Raw genomic sequence first — 25284 nt, 5'->3', positions numbered from 1 at the left:
AAGAGAGCCTATTGAGATGCCGGCAAGTACGGCGTGGCCGATTCTTCTCGCCTTCGGCATCACGCTCTCCTTCGCGAGCCTTGTGACGAGTGTTGGAGTCGGCATTGGAGGCCTTGTCCTTGTCTGCTGTGCCGTTGCCGGATGGGCAAAGCAAGTCCTTCCCGAGGAACATCACGAAATGATCCCGGTTAAGGCAAGACAGTTCACGCCATCAAGCGTGAGGACCCAGGTGGCGCACATCCAGGTCAGTGAAGTTCACCGGGCGTTCCTTCCCGTTGAAAGTTATGCCGTGACCTCTGGACTCCGTGGAGGAATAGCAGGGGGAATCGTCATGATCTTCCCCGCTCTCCTTTACGGATATCTTACACAGCACAGTATCTGGTACGCAGTGAATCTGCTTGGCGGTGCGGGCGTTGCGCACTGGACAAACGCTACTACCGCCGACATTGCGGCCTTTCACTGGAATGGTTTGATTACGGCAACGATCATTCATACCGCAATTTGCACACTAATCGGCCTACTCTACGGAGCAATGCTGCCAATGTGGCCTCGTCGGCCGATCCTTCTTGGCGGGATAGTTGCTCCGCTCCTGTGGACAGGTCTTCTTCACTCGATCCTCGGATTTGTGAATCCGGCGTTCAACGCCAGAATCGCGTGGGGCTGGTTCGCTCTCTCCGAGATAGTCTTCGGCATCGTAGCCGGCGTCGTCGTTACGAGATCGGGGAAAATCAGAACTCATCAAACCTTGCCGTTCATTCTTCGTATGGGAATCGAAGCCAAAGATTTCAAAGGCCCGACGGGAGATCGACGATGAAGTTTACTGCAAGAGCAATACTGTCGATTGTTCCCCTCACCCTGCTTGTAGGCAGTTTGGGATGCGATCGGAAAATCGGGCCGCCAAACGATCAGGAAGAGCTGATGCGTCCCGAAAATGTCGCATCGTTTGACCGACTGTACAAGCAGAACTGCTCCGCCTGCCATGGAGAAAACGGTTCTGGAGGACCAGCTCTTGATCTGGCCAATCCGAAATATCAGGCACTTGTTGATGACGCGTCATTGAGGCACTGGATCACGTCCGGGATGCCGGGAACACAAATGCCTTCGTTTGGAGAGTCAGCTGGCGGTTTCCTTACTCCTCAGCAGGTTGACGTCCTCGTTGCAGGCATGCGCGCGCGCTGGAATCACACGGATCACAGTGCGGCAAACATGCCTCCGTATTCTTCATCCGCAATAGGCAATGTCGAACGCGGACAGAACATTTTCCGGGTAAGTTGCTCATCTTGCCATCAGCAGGGGCAGCAGAAGATCACGGACGCCAGCTATTTGTCCCTTGTAAGCGATCAGAGCCTGCGGACCATCGTCATCGCGGGGCGTCCCGATCTTGGTCACCCGGACTGGAAGCAGGTTCGTCCGGGCCAGCCCCCGAATGATGAGGATGTGACCGACGTCATTACGTATCTCCATTCGTTGCGAAGCGATACTCCGGGCCAGCCATATCCCGAGACAAGCACTAAGAGGTGATTTGTGAGTGAAGAGAAACTGCCTGTCGGACAACATGAGGAAGAGCAGACGCCTGTTGACCCATTGACGGTGTCGAGGCGGTGGTTGCTACTGAAGGTGGGCGCGCTCTTCAACGCCGTAGTTGGCGTTGCGGTCGCAGTGCCGGTAGTTAAATACCTCCTCTCACCCGTAAAGTCTGACGACGCATACAAGTCCTGGGTGTCGCTCGGGTCTGTCGATACATTTCCTGTCGGTGAGACGCGTCTGGCGAAGTTTACGAACCCAGTTAGCCGTGCATGGGACGGTGAAACCGATCGAGTAGCCTGCTGGGTACGCCGGATCTCGAATAAAGAGTTCCAGGTGTTCGCAATCAATTGTGCCCACCTGGGGTGCCCAGTTAGGTGGTTTCCACAATCGGGCTTGTTTATGTGTCCTTGCCACGGCGGCGCCTACTATGCAGACGGAAGTCGAGCCTCAGGTCCACCAGAGCGAGGGCTATTCACCTACGACACCAAGATCGTTGATGGGGCCATTCAGATCAACGCTGGTCAAATGCCTACCCTGTCAAACACAGCCAAGCTCATTCAGATTGAGAACGCGCAGGGGGGATCGTCATGCGCCGGTTGAAGGCTCTGTACACCTGGTTTGATAGCCGTCTGCAGCTCGGCGAGCCCATCAAAGAGATGGCTCTCCACCCTGTCCCGAACAAGACCGCCAGTTGGTGGTACGTCTTCGGGAGTGCCGCCTTTGTCCTGCTGATGCTTCAGATTGTGACCGGGATCCTGCTTGCGCTTGTATATGTGCCCTCCGCCGGACAGGCATGGAACAGCCTGAATGTTCTGAACCACCAATTAACTCTTGGATGGTTCCTGCGTGCGATGCACGGCTGGGGATCGAACTTCATGGTTGCCGTCGTGTTGATCCACATGGCCCAGGTTTTCCTCTTCGGTGCATATAAGTTCCCTAGAGAACTGACCTGGGTTCTCGGAGTGTTCCTGCTGCTCTTGACACTCGGGATGGCGTTCACAGGCCAAGTGCTACGTTTCGATCAGGATGCTTACTGGGGGCTCGGCATTGGAGCATCCATTGCGAGCCGCGTGCCCTTCATCGGCAATATTGCGGTCCACATGATGTTAGGCGGCCCTATCATCGCCGGAGCAACACTCTCCAGATTCTTCGCCTTTCATGTCTTCGTTATCCCGGGGATGCTGTTTGCCTTCGCGTGCCTCCACGTGTGGATGGTCGTCAAGCTCGGAATCAACGAATGGCCGATGCCTGGCCGTATCGTTCGCCGCTCTACGTACCTGACGGAATACCATGAGCTGACGAAGAAGGACGGCCGGCCATTCGTGCCTGGAGCTGTTTGGAAGGACGCCTTCTTCTCGGCGGCGATCCTGGCAGCGGTCGCCGTTTGTGCAGCCGTGTTTGGACCTTACGGACCGGGAGGGCAGCCGGATCCAACGATCATTCAGACTGCGCCGAAACCCGACTTCTTCTTCCTGTGGCTTTACGCAGTATTGTCTTATCTTCCTCCCAGCCTGGAAACACCGTTTCTCCTGATCGCCCCTGTGCTGGGAATCGCAGGACTTGCAGCCCTTCCGTTTTACGCGGGTGAAGGTGAGAAGAGCTGGCATAAGCGACCAGTCGCAATCATCATGTTGACTACCGTAGCCGTCGCATGGGGTGTGTTAACGCATCTTGGGACCTTCACGCCCTGGAGCCCGAAGATGAATGCATGGAGCGGCGGTCCGCCGGTCCCCTCCCGTTACACGCACGATCTCAGCCCGCTCCAACGGCAAGGCGCTATCGTCTTTCAGTCGAAGCAATGCCGTAACTGTCACGCGATTGCAGGCGTTGGCGGACAGCGTGGTCCGGCTCTGGACCTTGTCGCAACGCGTCTCACGGAGGATCAACTGATTCGGCAGGTATTACAGGGCGGCGGCAACATGCCGGCGTATGGCAAGAACCTGAGCCCATCCGAGACCACCGCTCTCGTTCAGTTTCTGGGAACCCTGCATCCCCTCAATCAGCCACCGGCCGCAGATGCATCCCATCAGGCAGCCATGGCAGAGCCCGCGCCCAAACCGTGAAGGAGGCTAGTTGGAGACCTCTTGGCTGAGTCTCATTACCGATTGGGATATCCCTCCCGCAGTCACGGGCACCCTCGTGGCTGTGGGCTTCATTTATGTGCGAGGTTGGCTGGCCCTTAAGCGCACTCGACCAAAGCAGATCCCTGAGTGGCGGCTCTTCTCCTTCCTTACGGGACTCTTTGCCATCTTCTTGGCGGTTTCTTCGTCACTCGACACTTACAGCGAGACACTGCTCTTCATGCACATGGCTCAGCACTTCGTGCTGATGTCGGTGGCTCCTGCGCTCATTGTGTTAGGGTGCCCGTTCGTCCCTATGCTGCGCGGACTACCGGGTCCGATCGTTCGCTGGATAGGGGGACCGATCTTTCGGTCTTCGGTCGTGCACTGGGTTCAGGAGCTCTTTTCCCGCCTGCCATTTGCATGGCTCGCGATGAACCTCACTTATGTTGGCTGGCACATTCCGAAAGCCTACGAATTCGCATTGGCCTCGGAAAACTGGCACAACTTCGAGCATTTCTGCTTTTTTGCGACGAGCCTCATCTTTTGGTGGCCCATCGTGCAGCCCTGGCCGGCACGACGTCGATTGAACTCCTGGATGATCATTCCATACCTTTTGACATCGGATTTTGTAAACACTGGTTTGTCAGCATTCCTGTGTTTTTCAGGGCGGTTGCTCTACCCGAGCTATGGAGTTGTCGAACGGCCCTTCGGAATCGACGCGTTGAAGGATCAGATCGCAGCGGGGGCTTTCATGTGGGTATTTGGGTCTTTGGTGTTTCTTGTTCCCGCCATCTATCTGACTACTCGATTCTTGGCGAACGGTCGACTCGTGAACGAGAAGACGGGACTGGAGAGGGCACGTGCGCTGGCTCAGTAATTTATTTGAGTTCGTCGGGAAGATGGCGTTGTTTAGTCTGCGGATCGTCGCTGATTCCCTCAGACCTCCGTTCGAATTTGCCCAATTTTTCCGTCAGATCGCAGAAGTGGGAAACAAATCACTCACCCTCATCGTCGTGTCCGGCTTCGCCCTGGGAGCCATCATGACTCTTCACACAAGAAGCACCCTGGTGATGTTTGGCGCCACGGCCATGATACCGGCCGTGCAGGCAGTATCCTTCTTCGTCGAAATCGGGCCATTGGTAGCGGGATTGCTGCTCGCGGGTCGAGTCGGTTCAGGAATCGGTGCGGTCCTTGCAAACATGAGGGCCTCTGAGCAGATTGACGCTATCGAATCGCTATCGATTGACTCGTTCAAGTTCCTGGTCGTGCCTCGAGTCCTGGCCTGTGTGATCGCTCTTCCCTTCCTGACACTTTTCATGGATTTCGCAGGCCTGCTGGGAGGCTTCCTCTCAGAAGAGCTCTCCTCTCATATAGCGCCGACACTCTACATTAATCGCGCATTTGACTATCTTCAGTGGGCAAACTTCATTGCGCCTACTCTGAAAACCGCCGTATTCGGTTTCATTATCGGCTCCGTCTCTTCCTACTTCGGCTATACGACGGACAAGGGAGCGCAGGGCGTCGGTGAAGCTGCTACTAACAGTGTTGTTCTGTCTTGTCTGCTGATCATTGTTGCTGACGTATTGCTGATCAAGTGCATCTTCTTCCTCTTCCCGGAGACGGCCATATGAGCCAGTCCCAGACCATCGCGGTGGAGTTTAAGCGTGTGATGAAGTCGTTCGGTCCAAAACGCGTACTGAATGACGTGTCTTTTCATATCGATCAAGGTCAGGCCTTGTGTCTGCTCGGTCGCAGCGGTACTGGTAAGAGCGTCACCCTCAAACTGATCATGGCTCTCATGCGCCCCGACTCGGGAGAGGTCTGGGTTGATCAGGACAACGTTGTCGGTATGGGCGAGAAACGTCTGTCTCGCGTTCGCAAAAAGCTGGGATACCTATTTCAGGATGCCGCTCTCTTTGATTCCCTAACCCTCTACGAAAACCTTGCATTGCCACTCAGCAGACTGACCAGGAAATCCAAGGACGAGATTGACGACGTGGTCCACCGTGTTCTTACCGATGTCGGCCTGGGAGCAGATGGTGCGAAATATCCATCCGCACTCTCGGGAGGTATGAAGAAGAGGGCCGGCCTCGCCAGAGCGTTGGTGCTTGAACCGAAGATTCTGCTGGCTGATGAGCCGAGCAGTGGGTTGGATCGTATCACCGCCTCTGAGATCGATGAGCTTCTCATGCGGTGCAAGACCGAACACGGGACAGCTCTAATCATCGTGACACATGATGTGCACGGGGCCCGCAGGGTAGCTGACCGGGTCGCCGTGCTCGACAAAGGAAATCTTGTCGCCTTCGGCTCGGTAGACGAGGTAAGCCAGAGCGAAAACGAAGTCGCTCGCAAACTGATTATGGAGTGAACCAATGTCTAGACGATATCTCGCAGTAGGAATCTTCATCATCGCCGGCGTGACGTTGTTCGCTCTCGGGATCTTCCTCGTTGGGAGTCGTCGTGAGGCTTTCTCGCGCCACGTGCTGCTGTATACCGAGTTCGCCGATCTTGATGGCGTCACTAAGGGTTCGAAGGTGCAGGTTGCAGGCATGGACGCAGGCCAGGTGACCGGGATAGAAGTACCTCGTTCGCCAACTGGTCATTTTCGTGTCCAGATGAAGGTCGACGAGCAGCTTCATGGCCTGGTTCGAACCGACTCCGTCGTAACGATCGATACAGAAGGCGTGGTAGGTAACACGTTCCTGACGATCCATTCTGGTTCCCCGAATGCGGCGATCGCGCAAGCCGACTCGGTGCTGCAAAGCAAACCTCCCGTAAGCATTTCCGACCTGCTCAGCCATGGTCTCGGGATCATGAACGATGCGGATGCAACGATAAAGCAGGTTGGCGGCAAACTGAACGTTGCACTGGACGGCGTCAACGGCGCGGTGGGTAACGCGAATGATCTGCTCGTAGGCCTTAAAGAGGGCCGCGGACCAGCCGGTATGCTTCTCCGGGATGAGAAGATGGCAGGCCAGATTCGAGAGACCATGTCGAGCGTGCAGTCGACAACCTCGAACCTCAATCGGGCCTCGGGCCGAGTAGATAACCTTATTGCAGATGTTCAGCAGCGTCAGCTACCTCAGAAGCTTGACGACACACTGACACAGATTCGTTCCGCATCAACTCGGGCTGATGAGACCGTCCAACAAGTCCAGCAAAGTCTGACCCAGGCTTTAGGGCCCGATGCAAATGGTGTCACTGCAGGTCAGAACGTGAGTGAAGCGCTGACCAATGTCAACGTTGCGACAGGCAACATGGCAGAAGATACCGAGGCCATCAAGCACAACTTCTTCTTTAAGGGCTTCTTCAACCATCGCGGCTACTACACACTGAGCAGTCTGTCCCCCCAGGAATATAGGCGCAGTAAGCTGTTTGCAAGCACCCAGAGCCCACGTGCCTGGCTGCAGGCTGACGGATTATTTCGGCGTGGGCCACATGGCGCGGAGGAGTTGAGCACAGACGGGAAGCATGCTATCGATGCCGCCGTTGCATTGTTTGGAGAGGCGATCTTCACGCACCCCATTGTGATCGAGGGATATTCCGATGCCGCGGTGTCAGCCGATGCTCTTTCCTGGTCCTACGCTCGAGCACAGCTAGTTCGAAATTACCTCGAGGCACGATACCCATTCACCTCCAAGAATGTGGGCGTTATGCCCCTGAGCGCGACCCCCCCGCCGGGATTGGGCCATGATCGTTGGTCCGGCATATGCATTCTGGTCGCTGAGAAGAAGTAGTCTGTTCGGCTGCGTGATCACGAGCGTTCCATGATGTTGACCGGCTTTTTGAACTCGTAAAGGACGGTTGCATCCTTGCCGATATGTCTGACCAACACTTCCTCCTTTGAGATCTGCAAGTCGGTAAATCCTAACGCGCGAAGACCCCATGGTCCTCGCTCCTGGGGCTGCGTTGTCCATCCGACGAGCTCCGCCCCTCCTCCACCTGAGATGACAAATGACGTGGGATGACCTTTGAACTCAAGATGCTGCAGATCGTGATCATGGCCGGAGAGGTATAGATCGACATTGTGGCGCCGCAGCAGAGAATCCCACTGCGCAATCAACTTTGGGTTATCGCAATGCTGTCCATTGCTGTACAGCGGATGATGTGCCGCAACCGCTAAGAACGCAGTGGTACGGGGCTTCGCGAGCTCTGCCTCGAGCCATTGTTGCTGTTCATCGTGTTGCTGCCTGGTAAGCACAAAGCTCCATGGCCAAAGGTCATACCCCTTGCTCCCCGGGATATTCGAATCCAGGCAGATGAGTGTGAGAAGAGGATTCTCATTCGGCAGCTTCACACTATACGAGCGTCGTGGCATCGTCCATCGGGAGCTCTGCTTGGCATACGCAAGCTCAGCTTCAACTTTGTTCCCGCGAAAAGTCTCATAATCGTGATTGCCGAGCACCGCATATGCGGGGCCAGGAAAGAGCGTTGAGGGATACATCTGTTCGAATTGTGTGATCCATCGACGGGAATTCACCCCATCAGGCATCTCACCATAAAAGTTGTCGCCCAACATCAGGAGCGCGTCCGGACGGATGCTGTTCTCGGAGACCCATCGCTTCATTGCATTGGCGACGGCGATCTGTTGCCCAGGCTCCGTTACTGTTCCCCAGTCGCCGAGCATTAGAATGTGGTTCGACTTTGGATCCGGAAGAGTAGCAGGGACCGACAATTCTGCCAGAGCCAGAGGAGAACCGAGGAACGCGAGGGCAGAGAACTTTGCTGTCTGGAGGAGAAATCGTCTTCGGCTCCACTCTCCTCCACCGCCCGCCTTCACCAAGTCATCCATTCTGGCTCCTTCGCAGCACCTTGCCTCTCGGTCTTTGCTATAGGGGCGTTCTCTCGATCCCTACGGGCTTCCACTGATCACCGTCTCTTCTGAACACAACTGTTACCGTCCGGTGCATTTGTATCGTATCGGTCAACGTGCATCCCATAAAGCTACCTTCGCTTGAGGATGTCAGAGCCGCCGGAACCGCGTCGGACGAAACACCTGCAACTGGCGACTTGTGGCCCGACTGATTGTCGAATGAAAACCAGGAGTAGCTGTAAATGGAAGCTGAAAGAACCCCATACTTCTCTCCCAGGTCGGTGAAGCGCAGTCTTCCATCTGCGACGACGAAGTCCTCAAGAGGCGCCACCTGTGAAAACCATGCCTTCCCAATAAGATCTCGACGAGCGATGAGAATCTTCGTGATGTAATCCGTTACTTCGGGATTGGAGAACTGACCCTGTTCCACGATGGCTCGAATGTCTTCATTACTGAAGAACATCACCCGTTTGGCTCCCCAATATGCGTCTTGTGGCGTCATTTCGAGAAACGCAGGGTTCGGATAGTTAGGCTTCCATGTCAGCGGGTCGAAGCCTGTCGTTGTGAAGTTTCCTGCTGCCGGCAGATGGTGCGGATACTTCGCTTTCTCCCAGGAAGTCGGGACGAGTCCAAGCGTCATAGCGCGGTTAGCTTGTTCTCGGCTCGTGGGCAGCCAGAACTCCTGCCCATGCCGAGGATCCTTGGCGATATCGCTGTCGCTCCCGAATGAGTCTCCAAAGTCGAGAAGATGGTGAACGATTCTGGCATCGGATCCCTTTCCTTCAACAGAATCGAGGCTGTTGTCTCCTTTCGCATCCGTGTGATTGAGCCACGCAAACAGAACCTCGAGACCGCGAAGATCGCGGCGGCGGTCGTGCGGAATCAAGTCATTTGGGTCGTCGCTCCGCACGAACTCGTATCGGAAGGGCCCGATGATGCGGCCCGACATAGAAAGACTGGCCATCAGCCGTACGCGGCCATCGGACTCTACCGGCACCGCATCCAGAATCTTCTCGAGTTGAGAACGATTCATCGGGTGTTTCTTGCCAGAAAGCGCGGTGATCGTCGCCTTCTCCGACAAGCGGAAGTCTTCACGGTGTGCGAGCAGGATGTAATTTTCGGGGACGTTATAACCAGCGGCATAGAGGAAGAGCGCGCCCATCACATCGGCCGAGGTCGCCATCTCGGGATTTGTCGAAGGATCAACTTTTATAAAGTATGTGAGACCACGACTGTCTTTGATGCGAAATCCAGGAGTGACCCCTTCGGTCTTCGCAGCGACGACAGTAAACGGCGGTTGCGGACCACCATGAACCCGCACTCCCTTCTGGAGTTCCTCTCTCCTCAGCGGCAGACGATTCGTGAACCAGCTCGAGTCAGGAACTTCTCCGAGAGTATTGACGCCCAGGCTTGGTGTCGCAGGAGGCGTCTTGTATTTCGCGGAGTGGTACATAAAATCGTAGATCGCATTGATGCTCTGTACTCCGGCGTTTTGTGCAGTCCCGATCTCGGGTACTTTCTGGATAGGGTCATCCGGTCGGTACTGCTGAGCGATGCCTGCTGTGGCCTGGCAAGCCACACCCACTAGAACGAACGATAGAGTCTTCCGAACGCATTGTTGAAGACGAACCATACTTTGACTCCTTCTGGCGAAAAGCCGACGTCGAACCGCATAATCTCTTGCTGCTTGTTTTTGAACCTGACACCGAAACCGCCGTCACCGCGCAACTCACGAAGCCCGATCAGGCCAGCACGACTGTAGACATTACCGCCGTCACCGAACAGGGCCATCTCGACGCTTCCTGCGACCGACCACTTGTACTCGCCGCTGAGTAGAGAGGAGCCATTGCCGTAATACCGGTAGCGCTCATAGCCCCGGAGGTCATTGGGACCGCCAAGTGTTGGCTGGAGATAGAACGGGACCTGCTGTCCATCAGCGTGAAACGTTGTTTCGTTGCGCGCTCGAAATGCAAGAGTTCTCATCCCATTGATGAAAGGAACGTAATACGTAGCCTGGGTCTGCAGTAAATGAAAGGACGAGTTGTTGCCGCTTCTATCCCAGAACTGCGTATCCTGGGCCTCGAGAATCAGCCCTTTGGGATTGCTGAAGCTTGGGGTCGTTAGATTGGCAGTGATCGATGCCGTTCCGGTGATGAAATTCGACTGCTTCTCCAGACCCGGTGTGTTGGCCTCGTTGAAGATCTTGTCTGTTGACGGCCAGCCACCTTGATCCCCAGGTCCGACGTTTACGAGGAGACCACCGACAGAGTAACCAGCCGACAGCTTCTGATCGAGAAAATGGAACTGGCCGCCGAAGTGTGCACTCGTGAATTCACGGCGGAAGTCACTCCGGTTGTCCTTGCTGGAATTTGAGCCTTCTCCGTAGTAGGGCATAGAGGCCGCATTTTGGTATGCACCGGCTGCTGTAAGTTGCAGATGGTTATCCATCAACCCGACGAAATCGAGAGTTGACTGCCCCTTGTACCACTTCTTTGTTGAGCCAACCAGATAGCTGTCGCTGATCAAATGTTCGTGTAGCCAGTCACGTCGGATGTACCGCGGGCCGAGGGAGAATCCTCCCCCGGTGGGCAACCCCCCAGCTTTGAAAGTCAGACTGTTGGGATTGGTGAGTGGATCAAGGATCTTCTCTTCGTATCGATCGAACTCCTCCTCCCCGTGCGATGGCGCGACAGGGCTCAAGGACTTTGCCTTGGCTTTCTCGGCGTCGATGATTCCGGAGGCCGTATCCCCTGTGGACGGCACCTGGATCTCCTGCGCCAAACTGGACACGCAGCTTAAGCAACCTAGTACGATAGTTGCACTTACTGCAATCGTTCGAAAAACATTTCTGGTCATAATCGTCTGCCTCCTGCAGCAATCTTCCTTTCGTCAAGCGAGAACTGCTCCCTCTCGAGCAAGCTTCTGAAGAGGCAGTTGGGTTTCGTTATCACTTTCCGCAACAGCTTTCATGTGATCCACGCGTCGCAAGAGCCACTCACTACAGATCCAGAGAGCGGTTCCGAGCGATGCAACGACGAGCAGGGTGTATCCGAAATTCATGCCAGTGCGCCCCAAGAGGAGCAGGTGCAATATGCCGGCTGCGGACATATCGCCGAGACGCTCACCTACCACATCCACGAGCGGACGCACCTCGACTCGCAACCTGTCCGGTAACGCTGCGTAGACCATCTCAATACCGCAACGCGATGCTGAATTCCGCAGTGAATACTCCCCGATACGAAGGAACTCAAACACATGAAAGACAGGCATCGCCACGCTTGCCAGTGCGGCCGCAGTCAGGATGCCGGGGTAAAGGGTGAGACAACGCTTTGCCCAAGGACCGCCCGTAATCCGCCGGACCGCAAACTGTGAGAGCAACGCGCCGAGGCAAAGAAACCCCTGCAGTGCCCCCAAGAAGTGGATTCGGTCGGCCTGAGAACCAAAGTGTTCTGCTACTCGTACTCGAAATACGAGATCCAGAAGTGTCGATGCGGTGGCCCCGAGGATCGTGACGATCGCGAGCATTCGAACGACCGCGCTTGACCAGTGCTTGCCGACTTCGTTTAGATCTTCAAATCTCTTCTTACCGGCTGTCACACAACTACCGTCTCTGTGAAGGAGAAGGAAAGCGGAAACACAGACATCCATCACAGCCAACATCAGTAGCGATGCTCGGAAATTACTTGCCGAAGGCAAATGGACCAGCCCGAAACCAGCAAACATACCCGCTGCCGTGCCCGAGATGAGAACCGAGGGCACCTTGTTGGTATTGCCCTGGTTGCAGTTGCTCGTCCAGTCTCCAATTAATACCCAGATCAGGGACAAGCCAATTGCCGTGGAGGCAGACACTTCGATGTAATACGCCCTCAGCATCCAACTGTGTGTTTGGTACTGGAACGCGATGATGGTCTCAGCAACAGCATTTATCAGGTAGAAGAACCGAATTACATGAATGCGGGCACTTGATCGCAGGAACAAAGAGCAGACTAGACTCAACGTGATTGCGAGCAATGTGCCAAGGAAGGTAAGGCCTGCAAGCTCGGACACCGGCAGTCGAGATCCCAGCAACGAATCCCTGAACGCTCTACTGAAGACGTAGTGCATCATGAGAATCGAGTAGGACAGTACGAGAATCGGAAATGAACTGTCGCTAAGACGAGTTGTGAAGCTCTTGATCATGTATAAGCCACGACGGTGAACTAGTGGAATTCCGGTACCTTTTGCTTGTGTTCCTGATAAAGCTTGAATGCCACGAAGAGCCACAGCAGTGTGATCGCCAATGTCATTCCCGCAAATGCCTGCACTCCGAAATGGAGTGACGTGCCGATAAAGATGACCCCAGCCTGCAAGACATCACCTAGACGGACACAGAAAGTCTCAATCGCCGCTTTTGCTTTGTATTTGGCTTCTCTTGATGTAGGGAGCAACAGGGCCGCCCTAACAGTGTTCTGAAGCGAGTAGTTCGTGGAGTTTTCAGCGATCTTCAGGACGCGCACGACCTGCAGAATCGGGTTTGCGAGAATCGTTACGAAGGTAGCAAGTGAAATTACCGGAAGGACGAACAGGGATCCACGCACGCCAAACCTCTTGTAGATGCGGGAAACAAGGAATGTCTGGATAATTAGGCTGACAGCGTTCGTCCACTCGTAGTAGGAGGCATAGTAAAACCCGATGTAAGCCTTGCGTGCCTTCATGAGTGAGGCCCCGGTGCCGACCACGTGGTTCGTCTGATCCACGAGCAGTTTGCCGAAGATGAAGTCACCGGAAAGGCTCACGATATTGAGCAGAACTGTGAGAATCGCGATCAGCATCAGGTAGCGATCGCGCATCAGAAGCTCAAAACCGCCTTCACTGCTGAGGGTCGCCTGGTCTTTCTTCTTCTCGAGCTCTCCGCCACGCTTCGTGATGATGTAGCCCGCCAGCCGCGTCAGAGCAGCGCAAATACACAATGCAGCGACCGCGATGAGCATGATCTTGTAAGGGCCAAGTGGTTTGATCAGTCGTCCTGCAATCCAAGCCCCTGCGACCGCTCCAGCCGACGCTCCAGAGCCGAGTAGCGGGAAAAGTCTTTTGCCTTGCTCCAGAGAAAAGAGGTCTGTCGCAAAAGCCCAAAGTTGAGCCACGGTGAAGACATTGAAGATCCCGACCCAGATGTAGTACACGACACCGATTCGAGCACCGGCCTGGCCAGCGAAATAGAAGATGAGCAGGTTTGATGCAAAGAACAGTGTTGACCAACGCAAAAGCCGATTCCGGTTTAGCTGAGTTCCGATCCAGCCATACAGAGGCACGACTCCGAGCAAAATGATCGCCTGCGCAGCAGACGAGTACGCTTTAACCTCTGCTCCACCTTCGGCGAGTATGAGCGACTCTCTGACAATCTTCAGAAGGTAATACGCCCCGAGCAACGTGAAGAGATTGATCGTAAGGATCAACGCGCCCGGACCTTCTCCCGGGCGAACATCACATACGACCGAAAGGAACCTCTCCAAAAGGTTCTTCCCAGGTTGCAAATCAGCGCCAATGGATGCCGCATTCGTTACCGACGACGTGGCGTATGCTACTCTGTCAGGCTTTGTATCGAACGCTCCCATTAACCCTCGCCGCAGAATCGTGACCTCACGTATCAATGCATCGTAACGAGGTTCATGGCATGATTCCCATTACATCTTCCTAGTAATCCGCCGAGTTCTACATGTTTCCCTATGGAAGAGCGTCGACACAACGACAGCGTGATGCGTACTAGGAACATGTAATTTTCGCAATAAACATGCGGCGATAGTATTTGCGTTGTGCTAGGTGTTAGGTCGGGCAGTATCTTTCGGTGGTCATTCCTGCGGGTATCTCACTGAGTCTCGTAGCGATCGTGACAAAACCCTGAAATGAATCCCGGCGCAAGGAGAATATCGATGCTCAAAGGCTTCAACTATCCGCATACGCCGAAAGGAAAGTGACACTCAACCCGCCGCAGCCCTGGTACTATTCAGCCGACTTCCTCAACATTGAATTCTGGTCCGATCCGGCCGCTGTAGCTGCTGTACTCCCTCCTGGACTTGATCCTGATCCGGCGTCTGAAGGGCACGGCAATGCTCTCTTCTATGACTGGCAGTTCACAGGCCTAGATCCGGCGCGATACCAGTATCGTGAGTTTTTCTTCTTGTTGACGCCCTCTTTATAGAACAGGTCTTTCAGACCCGCTACTATGCTGCGACCGGCAAGGCGGGCCCAGCCCTGGCGCCCGGATCGAAATTCGCAGGCTCGCTGACCGCGAGTGGCCGCCGTCTGGCTCAAGGTATGGTTACGCTGAAGGAGCCGGTGACCGACCCCTCAGTTCTGAAGCAACGGCCGATTGTCAACCTGTTGCATACGCCGCGACTCGCTGCTGACAAACAAGACAAGCCCGCTGTCCACGAACTTGTCGAAAACATACCGCATGACGTCAAGGTCGAACAAGCCTGGGTCAGCGAGGGCCTCGTCACCTTGCCCGTTGCGGACGGAGAAGAGATTTCGGATCTTGCCCCGATTCGTTGCGGCAAGGGCATCCGTGCCTCAATGGCCTACATCGTAGATGACCTCAAAACCCTGAAGGATCTCACTAAGTAACCCCTGAGGGCAGGGCAATTGTGCTGCTCTCATTTCTCATCGGCGTGGAAGGTGCGAATGCCTCTCCCTAATTACAGGCGAAAGCACCTATCACCTTTCTGGAGTCAAGCGTGAAGATCATTACCTGCAATGTCCCGGACTCACTCTACAACGCTCTTTTGGAGCGAATGGAAACTGACAAGGCCAGCTGCGACCATGTGGTATCCATGGCACTCTCCCAGTGCCTGGGTCACCCCATTCATACCCTGTTCCAGGTTTCGACATCGGCGGCACTCGTTGAAGGACTTTACCAGGGAGCAGTTCGGGTCTCTCGGGTGCTGTGTCATGGTAACTTTGGCCTCGGCACATTTATCGACCTTGACGGAGAAATGGTCGTGCTGGAAGGAGTTTGTTACCGCGTGGCGTCCAATAGCGTGGTTACGACGGTGGAGGGAGACCGCCTTATTCCTTATGCGGTCGTGACTTGCTTCAGCGCCGAGTTCGGCAAGCGATCCCAGCAATTGAATAGCTTCTCCGAGCTCATCGCCGTATGCGATGCACTCCACTCGTCCGAGAACGTCTTCTACGCCTTTCGTGTCGAGGGCACATTCTCCTTCGTGAAGACGCGAGTCATGAAAGCTGTCCCGCAGGGGACTGGTCTTAAGTCCGCTTCGTCGGGCCAGAAAGAATTCACTTTCGAAGATCAAGAAGGCACGCTCATTGGTCTTTGGTCGCCAGGATTTGCCGGATCGTTCAGTGTCCCCGGATACCATTTCCACTTCTTGTCCGCGGATCGAAAGAGAGGTGGCCATGTATTGGAGTGCAGGGCTGTTGACGTGACGATCGGTGGATGTGCAATGCACGAGATGCATGTCTCTCTGCCTGAGACCGCGGAATTTCTGAAAGCCAACCTCAGCCACGATCCCAGTGATGACCTGATAAGTGCGGAACGGAATCACGAGTCATAAACCCCATTGAACACAGAGAGGACATCATGAGTTCAAACGCTTCTAAAACGGGTGCACAAATCGTCGTGGAATCGCTGGAGCGGCACAGGGTGACACATGTGTTTGGCATTCCTGGCGCAAAGATCGACAAGGTCTTCGATACTTAAAGTCCTCTTCGATCGAAACGGTAGTGTGCCGGCATGAGCAAGATGCGGCGTTCATCGCCGGAGGAATCGGACGACTGACAGGCCGAGCTGGAGTGGTAATCGCCACGTCAGGACCTGGGGTCAGCAATCTCACGACGGGGCTTGCAACCGCAAACAGCGAGGGTGATCCGATGGTTGCGCTCGGTGGGTCCGTGGCGACCTCCCAAAGCCTCAAACAGATCCATCAGACTCTGCAGGCGGTTTGGATGCTGAAGCCTGTAACAAAGTACTGCGCTGAGGTTGCTTCCTCAGAATCCATTGGCGAGGTCATGGCAAATGCTTTCCGTGCGGCAGAGTCCGACCGTCCAGGCGCGGCGTACGTGAACTTACCGAAGGACATCATGGAGGGAGAAGCAAAATGCGAGGCCCTCGATGTTCCTGCGAGGCCCAGATTCGGGCCCGCCAGTCGTGAATCACTGGTAGATGCCGCAAAGCTCATCAATGGTGCGCAACGGCCCGTGCTCTTGTTGGGCCTGTTGGCGAGCAGACCGGAAAATGCCGATGCCGTCCGGGCGTTTCTTCGTAAGACCGGATTGCCCGTCGTCGGCACCTTCCAGGCCGTAGGAACTGTCTCCGCCGATCTTTTCAAGAGCTTTGCCGGACGTATCGGACAGCTGGACAATACGCCGGGAGACGAACTTCTGGCTACGGCCGATGTCATCATCACAGTGGGCTACGATCCCGTTGAGTATGACCCCTCTATCTGGAATCATCCTCGATCCGCGCGGATCATCCACGTGGATTCCACGCGAGCGGATGTCGACAACTTCTACTCCCCTGCTGTCGAGGTTCTCGGAGATATCGCCACCAGCTTGACCGGTCTCGCCGACCTCTTGAGTATTCTCGTGCTCGCGCCCGACGTCGAACGCTTCCTCTCGACTCTTGCCTCGAAGAGAGCTCTGAGGATCGAAGATGCAGATCGATATACCGAGAATCCCATCCATCCCCTGAGGATCGTCGCAGAACTCCAGAAGTGGCTTGCGGATGACGTGACCCTATGCCTAGATATGGGATCGTTTCATCTATGGATCGCGCATTTTCTCTTCAGCTTTCGAGCGCGGCAAATCCTGATCAGTAATGGTCAACAGACGCTTGGTGTCGCACTTCCGTGGGGCATCGCATCGTGCCTGGTAAGCCCAAACGAAAAAACGCTGTCCATCTCGGGCGACGGCGGATTTCTCTTTTCCGCGATGGAACTAGAGACGGCAGTGAGGTTGAAGCTGAATCTCGTTCATATGGTTTGGATCGACGGCACCTACGACATGGTGGCCGTCCAAGAGCAGCCGAAATACAAAAGTAGGTCAGGAGTGGATTTTGGGCCCGTCGATGTTGTGAAGTATGCCGAAGCTTTTGGAGCAGTCGGGTTCATGGTCGACGCACCCGATCAAATCGGCTCAACGCTCAAAAAAGCATTTGAAATTCCTGGCCCGGTTCTGATTGGGATTCGAGTAGATTATCGCGACAATCATAAGCTGTTCGAGAAGGTGCATGGGCACCTTCTGAACTAAACGGATTTCAGCATGCCTCGGTCCTGAGCGTTGAGGCGTCGTCTCACTTCCACGTCAGCGGCAGTGCAAGGGTCAACAATACAGCTTGCGTCACCCGGATGAATTGCAGCGACGATATTGTTGGTTATCGCGAAGAGGATACTATTCCGCTTTCTGTCTGGGGCTGAGATGGAGTTAAAGAGAACCCTGATGCGCACTCGAAACGAATCCCGGGGATTAAAAACCGGGACACTCGCGGCGGGCCGACCCACTGCAGTCATAAGGAACCGTCGATCTTTGCCCAGCGTACGGATGATGATCTTGTCCAGGCGGCTCAGTTGGGTGACCATGAAGCTTTTACTGAGCTCTGCCGGCGGCACGTTCAGGCTGCCAGACAAAGGATTCTTAGTATTGTCGTCACCAGGAAGATGCCGATGATGCAATGCAGGAGACCTTATTCCGCGCCTACGCGAACCTGGGAAGATTTCGTCAGGCCTGCAAGTTCTCAACGTGGATCATCGCTATTGGTGTCAATGCCGCGCTGACCGTGATTCGAAAGAGAAAGTCTCGGCGAGAATCAGATATCGAACCGTATAGTCCTGACGAACCCAGCCTGGGACATCGCCGATCAGGCGCCTGATCCTGAGCGCCGCGTAGCCAAGGCACAGATTATTCTCCTCCTTCGGAAGGAATTTCATGGGCTCCCACCGAAAATGCAGGAAGTAGCAACCAGCTATTTATGGCCACGATCATTCCTTGCAGGAAGCTGCTGACGCGTTAGGAATTTCGGTCGCAGCAGCTAAGTCTCGCCTCTTACGTGGACGCCGCAGCCTGAGGTCGTCGCTTGAACGAAAGGGCCTTCTAGACTCACACGTCTAATGAGGTGCAATGAGGCCAAGTCGAAGTCAACTACATGAATATGTATAGAGGGAACGCTCTCATTCCAGTCTCGCCTTCTTTATCCTCATTGAATGGCAATCCATATAAGCATTTCTACTGAAGAAGCCGTAGATCGCCTGGCGATCCGAGAGTTAATAGACGCATATGTCCATTGCGCCGACCGAAGCGACGCAAAGAGCCAAATGGCTCTGTTCACTGAAGGCACGCACTTCGTTGAGTACACGGACGCCAAGAACGATATCCCATCTCAGGAACTGCATGGTCGCGATGCACTCGTACCCCTCTTCGATAACCTCAACCAATACGAAGTCACAACTCACTTCAACGGCCAAAGCACGGTCGTATTGGATTGGATGGCAATAAAGCAACCGGCGTGAGCTATTGCCTGGCTCACCATGTATTAGTGCATGAAAATGAGGGTAGTCTCATGATCGCTTCCATCCGCTATCTTGACAGATTCACGAAGATCGATGGTGTCTGGTATTTCGCACAAAGAAGACTTCTCGTGGACTGGATAGAGAAGAGCGAGATCGTCGCACCGAAGGTCTAACATAAACATGTAATACCACTCTGTGGGTCTCATATGGCGTCTGCTGAATCAAGCTGCTGTTATCTCGGAAATCAGGAGGCAGTCACGTTTCGTAGAATAGTCATCCCATGCGCTCCTTGCGACCACGTTGTCGCTTATTAGGCTTCTATCAGCACCGTCATATGCTCACGGGCAGATATCGCAGGGGTCGGATGCTCATCCAGTTGAAGACCCATGAGTTGGGGTTACACTGCGTCCCTAAGCGCTCGGAGAACACCGTGGAAGGTAAGACAAAGACATTCGGCCACGTTTCGAATGGTTCGCGATCTCATGCTGACAGGCAGGGTTTGGACTTCCGCCGGGTCGCGGATACTGTCCCTGGTTGCATCTTGGTTGCGGATGCTGATGGCAAAGTCTTATACGCCAACAAAAGGTTCGTTGCTGCGCTTGGCCGTCCTCTGGAGGAGCTTCTTGGAGAGGGGTGGCTTGAGAGCGTGGAGACCGCATTCCTCAAGGAAGCGAGGGCTAAGTGGTACGACTGCATTCGAACGCGAGTGCGTTTGGATGTGACGTGGCGATTTCGCGTCCACGATGGCACGTCCAGATGGCAGCATCTCAGAGCCGAACCTTCGTCCCATGAGGAAAGCGGCGACGCCAGCTGGTACCTGCTCGGGGTGGACGTTGACGAGCAATTCAGAGCTCAGGAGGCCCTTCAAGCGAGCGAGCGTGAGGCCCGGGAGATTCTGGACCGTGTGCCGGCCATGATTTCTACTTGGACGGAGGAAGGCGTTGCGTACACGAACAAACGTCTGTCCGATTACGTCGGTACCGTCATAACAGATCTGCGGGACGGGTCCTATCTGGATTACCTTCATCCGTATGACCGCGATGCGGTGGTCGCAGAGCACATCGAGTCGCCAAATAAGGTACCAAATGACATTATTTACCGCCTTCTCGGGACGGACGGAATCTATCGCTGGTTCCATACCCGCGCGGAACCATACTTCAACGAGGATGGCAGCATATATCGCTGGTACGCCTTGAACAGCGACATCGATGATCTCTGTCGCTCAAGAGAGTTGCTCAGGGAACGGGAACTCCAATTGAATCTCCTCACCGAGACCCTGCCAGCGATTCTGTGGAAAGCCGATCTGAATGGGCAAATCACGTATATCAATAAGAAGGCAGTCGAATACAGCGGCCGGACTCTTGAGGTGTTACAGGAAAAGGGCTGGATAGATCTCGTTCACCCCGATGATGTAGCAGAAATAGTGACGGTGTGGAATGAGCTACTTGCCGGGGGCGAGGGCTACGACAACGTTAACCGCTTCAAGTGTGCCGATGGCCTGTACTACTGGTTCCACACTTCCGCAAGCGTAATCCGGGACGAAGCTGGTAACAGGATCGCGTTTCATGGCGTCATGCTGGACACAACGCCCCTAAAAGCGGCGGAGACGGCGCTACAGCAGTCAGAGCAGGAGATGCAGAGGCTCATGGACACTGTACCCACAATTATTTGGTCAATGTCTCCCGACGGCAATGCTGCTTTCACGAACAAGGTTGCACGCGAGCTTACTGGAGCATCGCTCGAGGAAATACAAAACGGAAAGTGGATAGAGTACACGCACCCCGAGGATCGCGAGTTAGTATCGCGGGAATTATCCAGGGCGCTGGCGACTGGAAACTCTTTCGGCGCTGCGCATCGACTTCGGAAACGGGATGGCACCTGGCGCTGGTTCCTTAGTCGCGCAGAACCATCACGCGACAACCATGGAAACATAGTCCGGTGGTTTGGCGTCATGCTCGACATCCACGACGGTAAAGTTGCGGAGGGTAAGCTTCGTGAACTGCGTGCGAATCTCTCTCAGACTTCGCGAGCGTCGCTTGTGTCTGAGATATCCGCATCGATCGCACATGAACTGAACCAGCCATTGTCTTCATTGCTCTCGAACGCACAAGCATGCTTCCGATGGCTGAAGGCGGCAACACCGAACATTGAGAATGCCATCACCTCGATCGAGCGTGTCGTCCGGGATGGCCGCGCAGCAGATGCAGCGATACGCAACATCCGCTCTCTATACAAGCAACAGCCCACCGCTAAAGCTTCATTCAATATGGTAGAGCTTCTTGGGGAGGTAATTGGGCTCTTGAAGGAGGATGCCAGCCGGAGGTCTACGCCGATCGAGTACGAATTCGAAGACCCGGCCCTTGAGGTTCTCGTGGATCGATATCAGATTCAGCAAATCATTATCAATCTGGTCACCAACGCAATCGACGCAATGCAGGACATCGACCGACAGCCGCTCCTGCGTATTCGAATTCGAAACGCCGAAGGCGGCCGAGTACTGACAGAGTTTATCGACAACGGCCATGGGCTACCGGATGATCGAGCTGACAGGATATTCGACGCATTCGTATCGACCAAAGAGAATGGGATGGGCATTGGACTCGCCATCTCACGTTCCATCGTCGAAGCCCACGACGGAGAGCTCTGGGCTGCAGATAATCCGGGGGACGGAGCTACTTTCAGTCTGCTGCTCAAAGGGTCAGGCGCCAGCCAGGGGTAGATTCATGGTGGCGCCACTACTCCTAGGCAACAGTCAGTAGTACGTCGATATTGCCCTGGGTTGTATTGGAATACGGGCATACTTGATGGGCGCGATGCACCAGTTCCTCTGCAGTGGCTCTTTCGATGCCGGGTAGATGGATCGTCATAGCCACGTCGATTTCCGAATCCTTCAGCTTCTCCCTTCAAAGGGCCAAAGGAAACAGCCGAGTCAATTGCTACATCCTCCTGTATCCGGATGTGGCGCTTTCCCGCAAACAACTCTCAAAGCTCCGATGAAACAAGCTGCATAGCCGGTTGCGAACAGTTGTTCCGGGTTGGTCCCATTCCCTTTACCGCCCATTTCAACGGGACGATCAAGTTTCAGATCAATTTGCCCGTCATCTGATTTCGCAGTCCCAACTCGTCCGCCCATCGCCTTTGCCCTAGCCGTGTAAATTACCTTCTCGATTGACATGGGAATCCCCTTTTGATTGGCAGCACAACTTGACTCAACTGCCCGACCGCTGGCGAATGATCAGCCGGTCACCGCGCTTGCCGCTCAGATAGGTCCACGCCCATTGCAGAAAGACGCTGAACCTCAAGCTGGTCTCGGCCAGGAATTGTATGTGGATGAGAGCCCACACGAGCCAGGCCATAAAGCCGCTGAGCTGAACTCCGGCGCTCTGCAGTACTGCGAAATTCTTGCCAACAACGGCAAGATTGCCCTTGTCGAAATAGCGAAATGGGGGCGAGGGAGGATGGCCAATCACCTTGCGGAAGATGCACAAGGCTGCATACTTGCCTTGCTGCATCGCAACTTGCGCGACCCCGGGGAGTGGCCGTCCGTCCTGATCGAGCGATGCCGTATCTCCAACAACAAAGACGTCCGGATGATCGGGAACGGTAAGGTCGGGCTGAATTCGAACGCGGCCCGCACGGTCCACTCCACATCCGAGCCATTTTCCCGCCGGCGAAGGAGCAACGCCGGCCGTCCATACGACCGTCTTTGCTTGAATGCGCTCATCTCCGATCACCACGCCATCTCGGTCAATTGCCTGAACCGGCTTCCCAAGACGGACATCGACTCCAAGCGACACTAACCGCTGCTTCGCGGCTTCAGATAGCTTCTCCGAGAAGGTGGCAAGTGGGCGGGACCCCATATCCGCAAGAACGATGTGGGCTGACTCCGGATCGATTCGACGGAAGTCTTTTCGGAATGTGGTTTGGGTCATGACTGCAATTGCGCTCGCCATTTCGACACCGGTCGGTCCTGCGCCGACCATCACAAAGGTCAGCAAAGCCTGGCGCCGATCTGGATCGTCTTCGATCTCAGCTTTCTCAAAGACTTCCAGTAAATGGTTCCGAAGAGATTCAGCATCCGACAGGTTCTTCAGTCCCGGCGCGAAGGCGGCGAATTCGTCATGGCCGAAGTAGCTGTGAGTCGCCCCAGTCGCAAGAATCAGATAGTCATAGCTGATCCTGATTCCGATCTTGTCGTCGGCATCCACAATAATCTGTTTTGAAGCTGCATCGACCCCGGTCACGTTGCCCAGCATCACCGATATGTTTGCCTGCTTAGCCAGGAGGCTGCGGATGGGCGATGCAATCTGACCGGGCGCCAAGACTGAGGTTGCCACCTGATATAGAAGGGGCTGGAAGACGTGATGATTGGAGCGGTCGATGAGCAGCACACCAACCGGAGAGCGCTTTAATCCCTTAGCTGCAGCAAGTCCGCCAAATCCACCGCCAACAATTACCACGAGAGGAGGTTTCTCCGTCATCTCTTTGCTCTCAGATCTTGAATTTTGAGACAATGCTTCGCTTTTGGAACGCACAGAGTCCATGCGCGCTTGAATTGTCATTCGTTCGCTCCCGAGTTCATGAAGGCAGGAGTACGAATCTTCCAGCCAGAGAATAGCAATCACATCGTGCCGAAACAATCACATGTTCCTGTAATAGACCGAACGGAAGGGAGCGATTGCCCTGAAGTTATGCGGTTTCGCTCGAATTGAATCGAGGGGGTCGCTTCTCGAAGAAAGCGGTAAGCGCCTCACGAGCGTCCGCCGAGCGCACTCTTTCGCTAAACTCCGTCATTTCATCCTGGGTAGCCTGTGCAACATGGGGTCGAACTTGACGGCGCAGAAGTTGTTTAGAAGCTTTGAGTGCAGCTAGTGGCTTCTGTGATAACTCCTGTGCAATTTTTTCCGCCGTGGCAAGGACTTCGGCATCGGGGAGGACCTTGGTGACCAGCCCCATGCTGAGGGCGCTGGATGCGTCGAAGGGATGCCCGAGGAGGACGATCTCAGCCGCGCGAAGATAGCCAACCTGATCAGGCAACGAGAAGCTGGTTCCAAACTCCGGCACTAGAGCTAGATTAATGAACGGATACTGGAACCTTGCATTTTGACCGGCGTAGACGAAATCGAAGTAGGTGAGCATGGTAGCTCCCGAGCCGACCGCTGCACCTCGAACTGCGCCGACGAGCGGCTTGTCCAACACGCGGAGAGCATCGATCATTTGCTTCTGCGGGCTATCGCCGCTTCCGGGAGGATGGTCCAGAAAATCCTGAAGATCATTTTCCCGCGGAGTAGTTGTCCCCGGCTGCAGACACCAGCACTACCCGAATCTCGGGGTTTGCCTGGGCCGTGTTCAACAGGTCAGCGAACTGCGTGTACATGTCCAATGTAAGGGCATTTCGCTTCTGTGGGCGATTCAACTCGATCTTGAGAATGCCCCCATCCAGACTATTGAGAATGTATTCCATACCACTTTGTCCTAATTCCGCAACGCACGTCCGGTACAAGAGTGCGGTTGGAAGTGCGTTGCTTTGGTTATTGACTTCCTTCGTTAAGAAGTGTGTCCTTGATCGCGATTACTTACCCTGGAACTGCGGGGCACGCTTTTGGACAAAGGCAGAAGTGCCTTCCTTCCTGTCTTCGGTTCCAGCAGCAAGCGCAAAGTACTTTGCCTCCAGCTTCAGCCCTGAACTCAGGTCTGTATCAACTCCCTCGTTGACCGCATCGATCGAGTAGCGTATGGCGAGCGGTGCATTCGCGGTGATCTGCTTGAGAATGGTCTCACAGCGCGATATCAGGTCGGTCGCGGGAACGACTTCATTCACTAATCCGATGCGATGGGCCTCCTGAGCATCGATCAGATAGCCAGTCAGGATTAGTTGCAGGGCTCGGCCTTTGCCAACGAGGCGCGGTAGCCTCTGCGTGCCGCCGTAGCCGGGAATGATCCCCAGCTTGACTTCAGGTTGACCGAACTTTGCGTTTTCCGCTGCGATACGGATCGTGCACGCCATCGCCGTTTCACAACCGCCTCCAAGGGCGAAGCCATTCACTGCTGCAATCACAGGCTTGCCGAGTGTCTCGATGAACGAGAGCGTCTCCTGGCCTTTCTCGGAGAACTCACCCGCCTTCTCTCCGTCGATTGTCGAGAGCTCAGCGATATCGGCGCCAGCAATGAACGCCTTCTCTCCAGCTCCGGTCAGAATGATGCCTTTGACTGTGACATCCTCCTTCGCCGCATGAAACGCAGCGTTGAGTTCTTCAACGGTCTTCCGGTTGAGCGCGTTCATCACCTTTGGCCGATTCATGGTGATGAACGCGATCGATCCTTTGACCTCATACGTGATGTTTTCTAAGCTGGTGGATACTTCCGTAGCACTCATGAACTT

Annotated in this window: 28 protein-coding genes and 1 pseudogene; 18 read left to right on the top strand and 11 right to left on the bottom strand. The window is 54.8% G+C overall.

Annotation, left to right across the window (positions count from 1 at the left end; genetic code table 11):
• The first annotated feature begins 16 nt into the window (after positions 1–16).
• The 8 genes from BDD14_RS00395 to BDD14_RS00360 are packed head-to-tail and all read left to right on the top strand — an operon-like array spanning position 17 to position 7327.
• Complete coding sequence (locus tag BDD14_RS00395; protein ID WP_130417099.1) at positions 17–814, top strand: hypothetical protein; 798 nt, start codon at positions 17–19, stop codon at positions 812–814.
• Positions 811–1521 (top strand): c-type cytochrome, encoded by a 711-nt coding sequence (locus tag BDD14_RS00390; RefSeq protein ID WP_130417098.1) that lies wholly within the window; start codon positions 811–813, stop codon positions 1519–1521. Before BDD14_RS00395 ends, BDD14_RS00390 begins: the two co-directional genes overlap by 4 nt.
• A gap of 3 nt (positions 1522–1524) precedes the next feature.
• Positions 1525–2127 (top strand): QcrA and Rieske domain-containing protein, encoded by a 603-nt coding sequence (locus BDD14_RS00385; RefSeq protein WP_242617626.1) that lies wholly within the window; start codon positions 1525–1527, stop codon positions 2125–2127.
• The gene (locus BDD14_RS00380) at positions 2115–3590 is read left to right on the top strand and encodes a cytochrome b N-terminal domain-containing protein (protein ID WP_130417097.1); all 1476 of its coding nucleotides are present in this window, start codon (positions 2115–2117) and stop codon (positions 3588–3590) included. The genes BDD14_RS00385 and BDD14_RS00380 overlap by 13 nt, the downstream gene beginning before the upstream one ends.
• A 10-nt stretch (positions 3591–3600) precedes the next feature.
• The gene (locus BDD14_RS00375) at positions 3601–4467 is read left to right on the top strand and encodes a cytochrome c oxidase assembly protein (protein WP_130417096.1); all 867 of its coding nucleotides are present in this window, start codon (positions 3601–3603) and stop codon (positions 4465–4467) included.
• Positions 4451–5221 carry an MlaE family ABC transporter permease gene (locus tag BDD14_RS00370; protein WP_130417095.1) on the top strand — a complete coding sequence of 257 codons (771 nt, stop codon included), beginning with the start codon at positions 4451–4453 and terminating at the stop codon, positions 5219–5221. The genes BDD14_RS00375 and BDD14_RS00370 overlap by 17 nt, the downstream gene beginning before the upstream one ends.
• A complete protein-coding gene (locus BDD14_RS00365) occupies positions 5218–5958 on the top strand; it encodes an ABC transporter ATP-binding protein (RefSeq protein WP_130417094.1) in 741 nt (246 codons plus the stop codon). The genes BDD14_RS00370 and BDD14_RS00365 overlap by 4 nt, the downstream gene beginning before the upstream one ends.
• A gap of 4 nt (positions 5959–5962) precedes the next feature.
• The gene (locus tag BDD14_RS00360) at positions 5963–7327 is read left to right on the top strand and encodes an MlaD family protein (protein ID WP_130417093.1); all 1365 of its coding nucleotides are present in this window, start codon (positions 5963–5965) and stop codon (positions 7325–7327) included.
• Positions 7328–7344: 17 nt separating this feature from the next.
• Here the strand turns inward: BDD14_RS00360 and BDD14_RS00355 are convergent, their stop codons facing one another.
• The 5 genes from BDD14_RS00355 to BDD14_RS00335 all read right to left on the bottom strand — a co-directional run bounded on the left by BDD14_RS00355 (position 7345) and on the right by BDD14_RS00335 (position 13895).
• Positions 7345–8382 carry a metallophosphoesterase gene (locus tag BDD14_RS00355; RefSeq protein ID WP_130417092.1) on the bottom strand — a complete coding sequence of 346 codons (1038 nt, stop codon included), beginning with the start codon at positions 8380–8382 and terminating at the stop codon, positions 7345–7347.
• Positions 8383–8419: 37 nt separating this feature from the next.
• On the bottom strand, positions 8420–10036 hold the full coding sequence (locus BDD14_RS00350) for a hypothetical protein (RefSeq protein ID WP_130417091.1): 1617 nt from the start codon (positions 10034–10036) through the stop codon (positions 8420–8422).
• Entirely contained in the window at positions 9988–11166 is a 1179-nt protein-coding gene (locus tag BDD14_RS00345) for a BamA/TamA family outer membrane protein (RefSeq protein ID WP_130417090.1), read from the bottom strand. The genes BDD14_RS00350 and BDD14_RS00345 overlap by 49 nt, the downstream gene beginning before the upstream one ends.
• A 126-nt stretch (positions 11167–11292) precedes the next feature.
• Positions 11293–12450 carry a hypothetical protein gene (locus BDD14_RS00340; protein WP_130417089.1) on the bottom strand — a complete coding sequence of 386 codons (1158 nt, stop codon included), beginning with the start codon at positions 12448–12450 and terminating at the stop codon, positions 11293–11295.
• 152 nt (positions 12451–12602) lie between these two features.
• Positions 12603–13895 (bottom strand): NTP/NDP exchange transporter, encoded by a 1293-nt coding sequence (locus tag BDD14_RS00335; RefSeq protein ID WP_165419832.1) that lies wholly within the window; start codon positions 13893–13895, stop codon positions 12603–12605.
• Positions 13896–14353: 458 nt separating this feature from the next.
• Between BDD14_RS00335 and BDD14_RS33605 the strand changes: the two genes are divergently transcribed.
• The 10 genes and pseudogenes from BDD14_RS33605 to BDD14_RS00300 all read left to right on the top strand — a co-directional run bounded on the left by BDD14_RS33605 (position 14354) and on the right by BDD14_RS00300 (position 21621).
• Positions 14354–14581: an acetoacetate decarboxylase family protein gene (locus BDD14_RS33605; RefSeq protein WP_207231642.1), complete on the top strand. Its 228-nt coding sequence runs from the start codon at positions 14354–14356 to the stop codon at positions 14579–14581.
• Positions 14578–15006 (top strand): acetoacetate decarboxylase family protein, encoded by a 429-nt coding sequence (locus tag BDD14_RS33600; protein ID WP_207231838.1) that lies wholly within the window; start codon positions 14578–14580, stop codon positions 15004–15006. Before BDD14_RS33605 ends, BDD14_RS33600 begins: the two co-directional genes overlap by 4 nt.
• Before the next feature lie 110 nt (positions 15007–15116).
• On the top strand, positions 15117–15953 hold the full coding sequence (budA, locus tag BDD14_RS00325; RefSeq protein WP_130417087.1) for an acetolactate decarboxylase: 837 nt from the start codon (positions 15117–15119) through the stop codon (positions 15951–15953).
• Positions 15954–15979: 26 nt separating this feature from the next.
• Positions 15980–16099 (top strand): thiamine pyrophosphate-binding protein, encoded by a 120-nt coding sequence (locus tag BDD14_RS33955; RefSeq protein ID WP_341273277.1) that lies wholly within the window; start codon positions 15980–15982, stop codon positions 16097–16099.
• 23 nt (positions 16100–16122) lie between these two features.
• Positions 16123–17646, top strand: a complete 1524-nt coding sequence (gene alsS / locus BDD14_RS00320) for an acetolactate synthase AlsS (RefSeq protein WP_242617625.1) — start codon at positions 16123–16125, stop codon at positions 17644–17646.
• Positions 17647–18046: 400 nt separating this feature from the next.
• Positions 18047–18265 (top strand): annotated as a pseudogene (locus tag BDD14_RS34105) (sigma factor); the annotation flags it as partial.
• Positions 18266–18360: 95 nt separating this feature from the next.
• Entirely contained in the window at positions 18361–18504 is a 144-nt protein-coding gene (locus BDD14_RS00310) for a sigma factor-like helix-turn-helix DNA-binding protein (protein ID WP_130422531.1), read from the top strand.
• A gap of 92 nt (positions 18505–18596) precedes the next feature.
• On the top strand, positions 18597–18902 hold the full coding sequence (locus BDD14_RS32720) for a nuclear transport factor 2 family protein (RefSeq protein WP_242617623.1): 306 nt from the start codon (positions 18597–18599) through the stop codon (positions 18900–18902).
• Entirely contained in the window at positions 18899–19075 is a 177-nt protein-coding gene (locus BDD14_RS32715; RefSeq protein WP_242617622.1) for a nuclear transport factor 2 family protein, read from the top strand. Before BDD14_RS32720 ends, BDD14_RS32715 begins: the two co-directional genes overlap by 4 nt.
• 257 nt (positions 19076–19332) lie before the next feature.
• Entirely contained in the window at positions 19333–21621 is a 2289-nt protein-coding gene (locus BDD14_RS00300) for a PAS domain-containing protein (protein WP_165419831.1), read from the top strand.
• Between the two features lie 22 nt (positions 21622–21643).
• Here the strand turns inward: BDD14_RS00300 and BDD14_RS34100 are convergent, their stop codons facing one another.
• The 6 genes from BDD14_RS34100 to BDD14_RS00275 all read right to left on the bottom strand — a co-directional run bounded on the left by BDD14_RS34100 (position 21644) and on the right by BDD14_RS00275 (position 25278).
• Positions 21644–21769 (bottom strand): OsmC family protein, encoded by a 126-nt coding sequence (locus BDD14_RS34100; RefSeq protein WP_130417084.1) that lies wholly within the window; start codon positions 21767–21769, stop codon positions 21644–21646.
• A 62-nt stretch (positions 21770–21831) separates the two neighbouring features.
• Positions 21832–22077 (bottom strand): Ohr family peroxiredoxin, encoded by a 246-nt coding sequence (locus BDD14_RS00290; protein WP_130417083.1) that lies wholly within the window; start codon positions 22075–22077, stop codon positions 21832–21834.
• Positions 22078–22111: 34 nt separating this feature from the next.
• A complete protein-coding gene (locus BDD14_RS00285; RefSeq protein WP_130417082.1) occupies positions 22112–23383 on the bottom strand; it encodes an NAD(P)/FAD-dependent oxidoreductase in 1272 nt (423 codons plus the stop codon).
• A 208-nt stretch (positions 23384–23591) separates the two neighbouring features.
• Complete coding sequence (locus tag BDD14_RS00280; protein WP_207231641.1) at positions 23592–24119, bottom strand: enoyl-CoA hydratase-related protein; 528 nt, start codon at positions 24117–24119, stop codon at positions 23592–23594.
• 55 nt (positions 24120–24174) lie between these two features.
• Positions 24175–24366: an enoyl-CoA hydratase/isomerase family protein gene (locus BDD14_RS33595; RefSeq protein ID WP_207231640.1), complete on the bottom strand. Its 192-nt coding sequence runs from the start codon at positions 24364–24366 to the stop codon at positions 24175–24177.
• Positions 24367–24474: 108 nt separating this feature from the next.
• Positions 24475–25278 carry an enoyl-CoA hydratase-related protein gene (locus BDD14_RS00275; RefSeq protein ID WP_130417081.1) on the bottom strand — a complete coding sequence of 268 codons (804 nt, stop codon included), beginning with the start codon at positions 25276–25278 and terminating at the stop codon, positions 24475–24477.
• Between the last annotated feature and the right edge of the window lie 6 nt (positions 25279–25284).

Source organism: Edaphobacter modestus (assembly GCF_004217555.1).
Classification (GTDB): domain Bacteria; phylum Acidobacteriota; class Terriglobia; order Terriglobales; family Acidobacteriaceae; genus Edaphobacter; species Edaphobacter modestus.
This window is presented reverse-complemented; position numbering and strand designations above follow the sequence as displayed.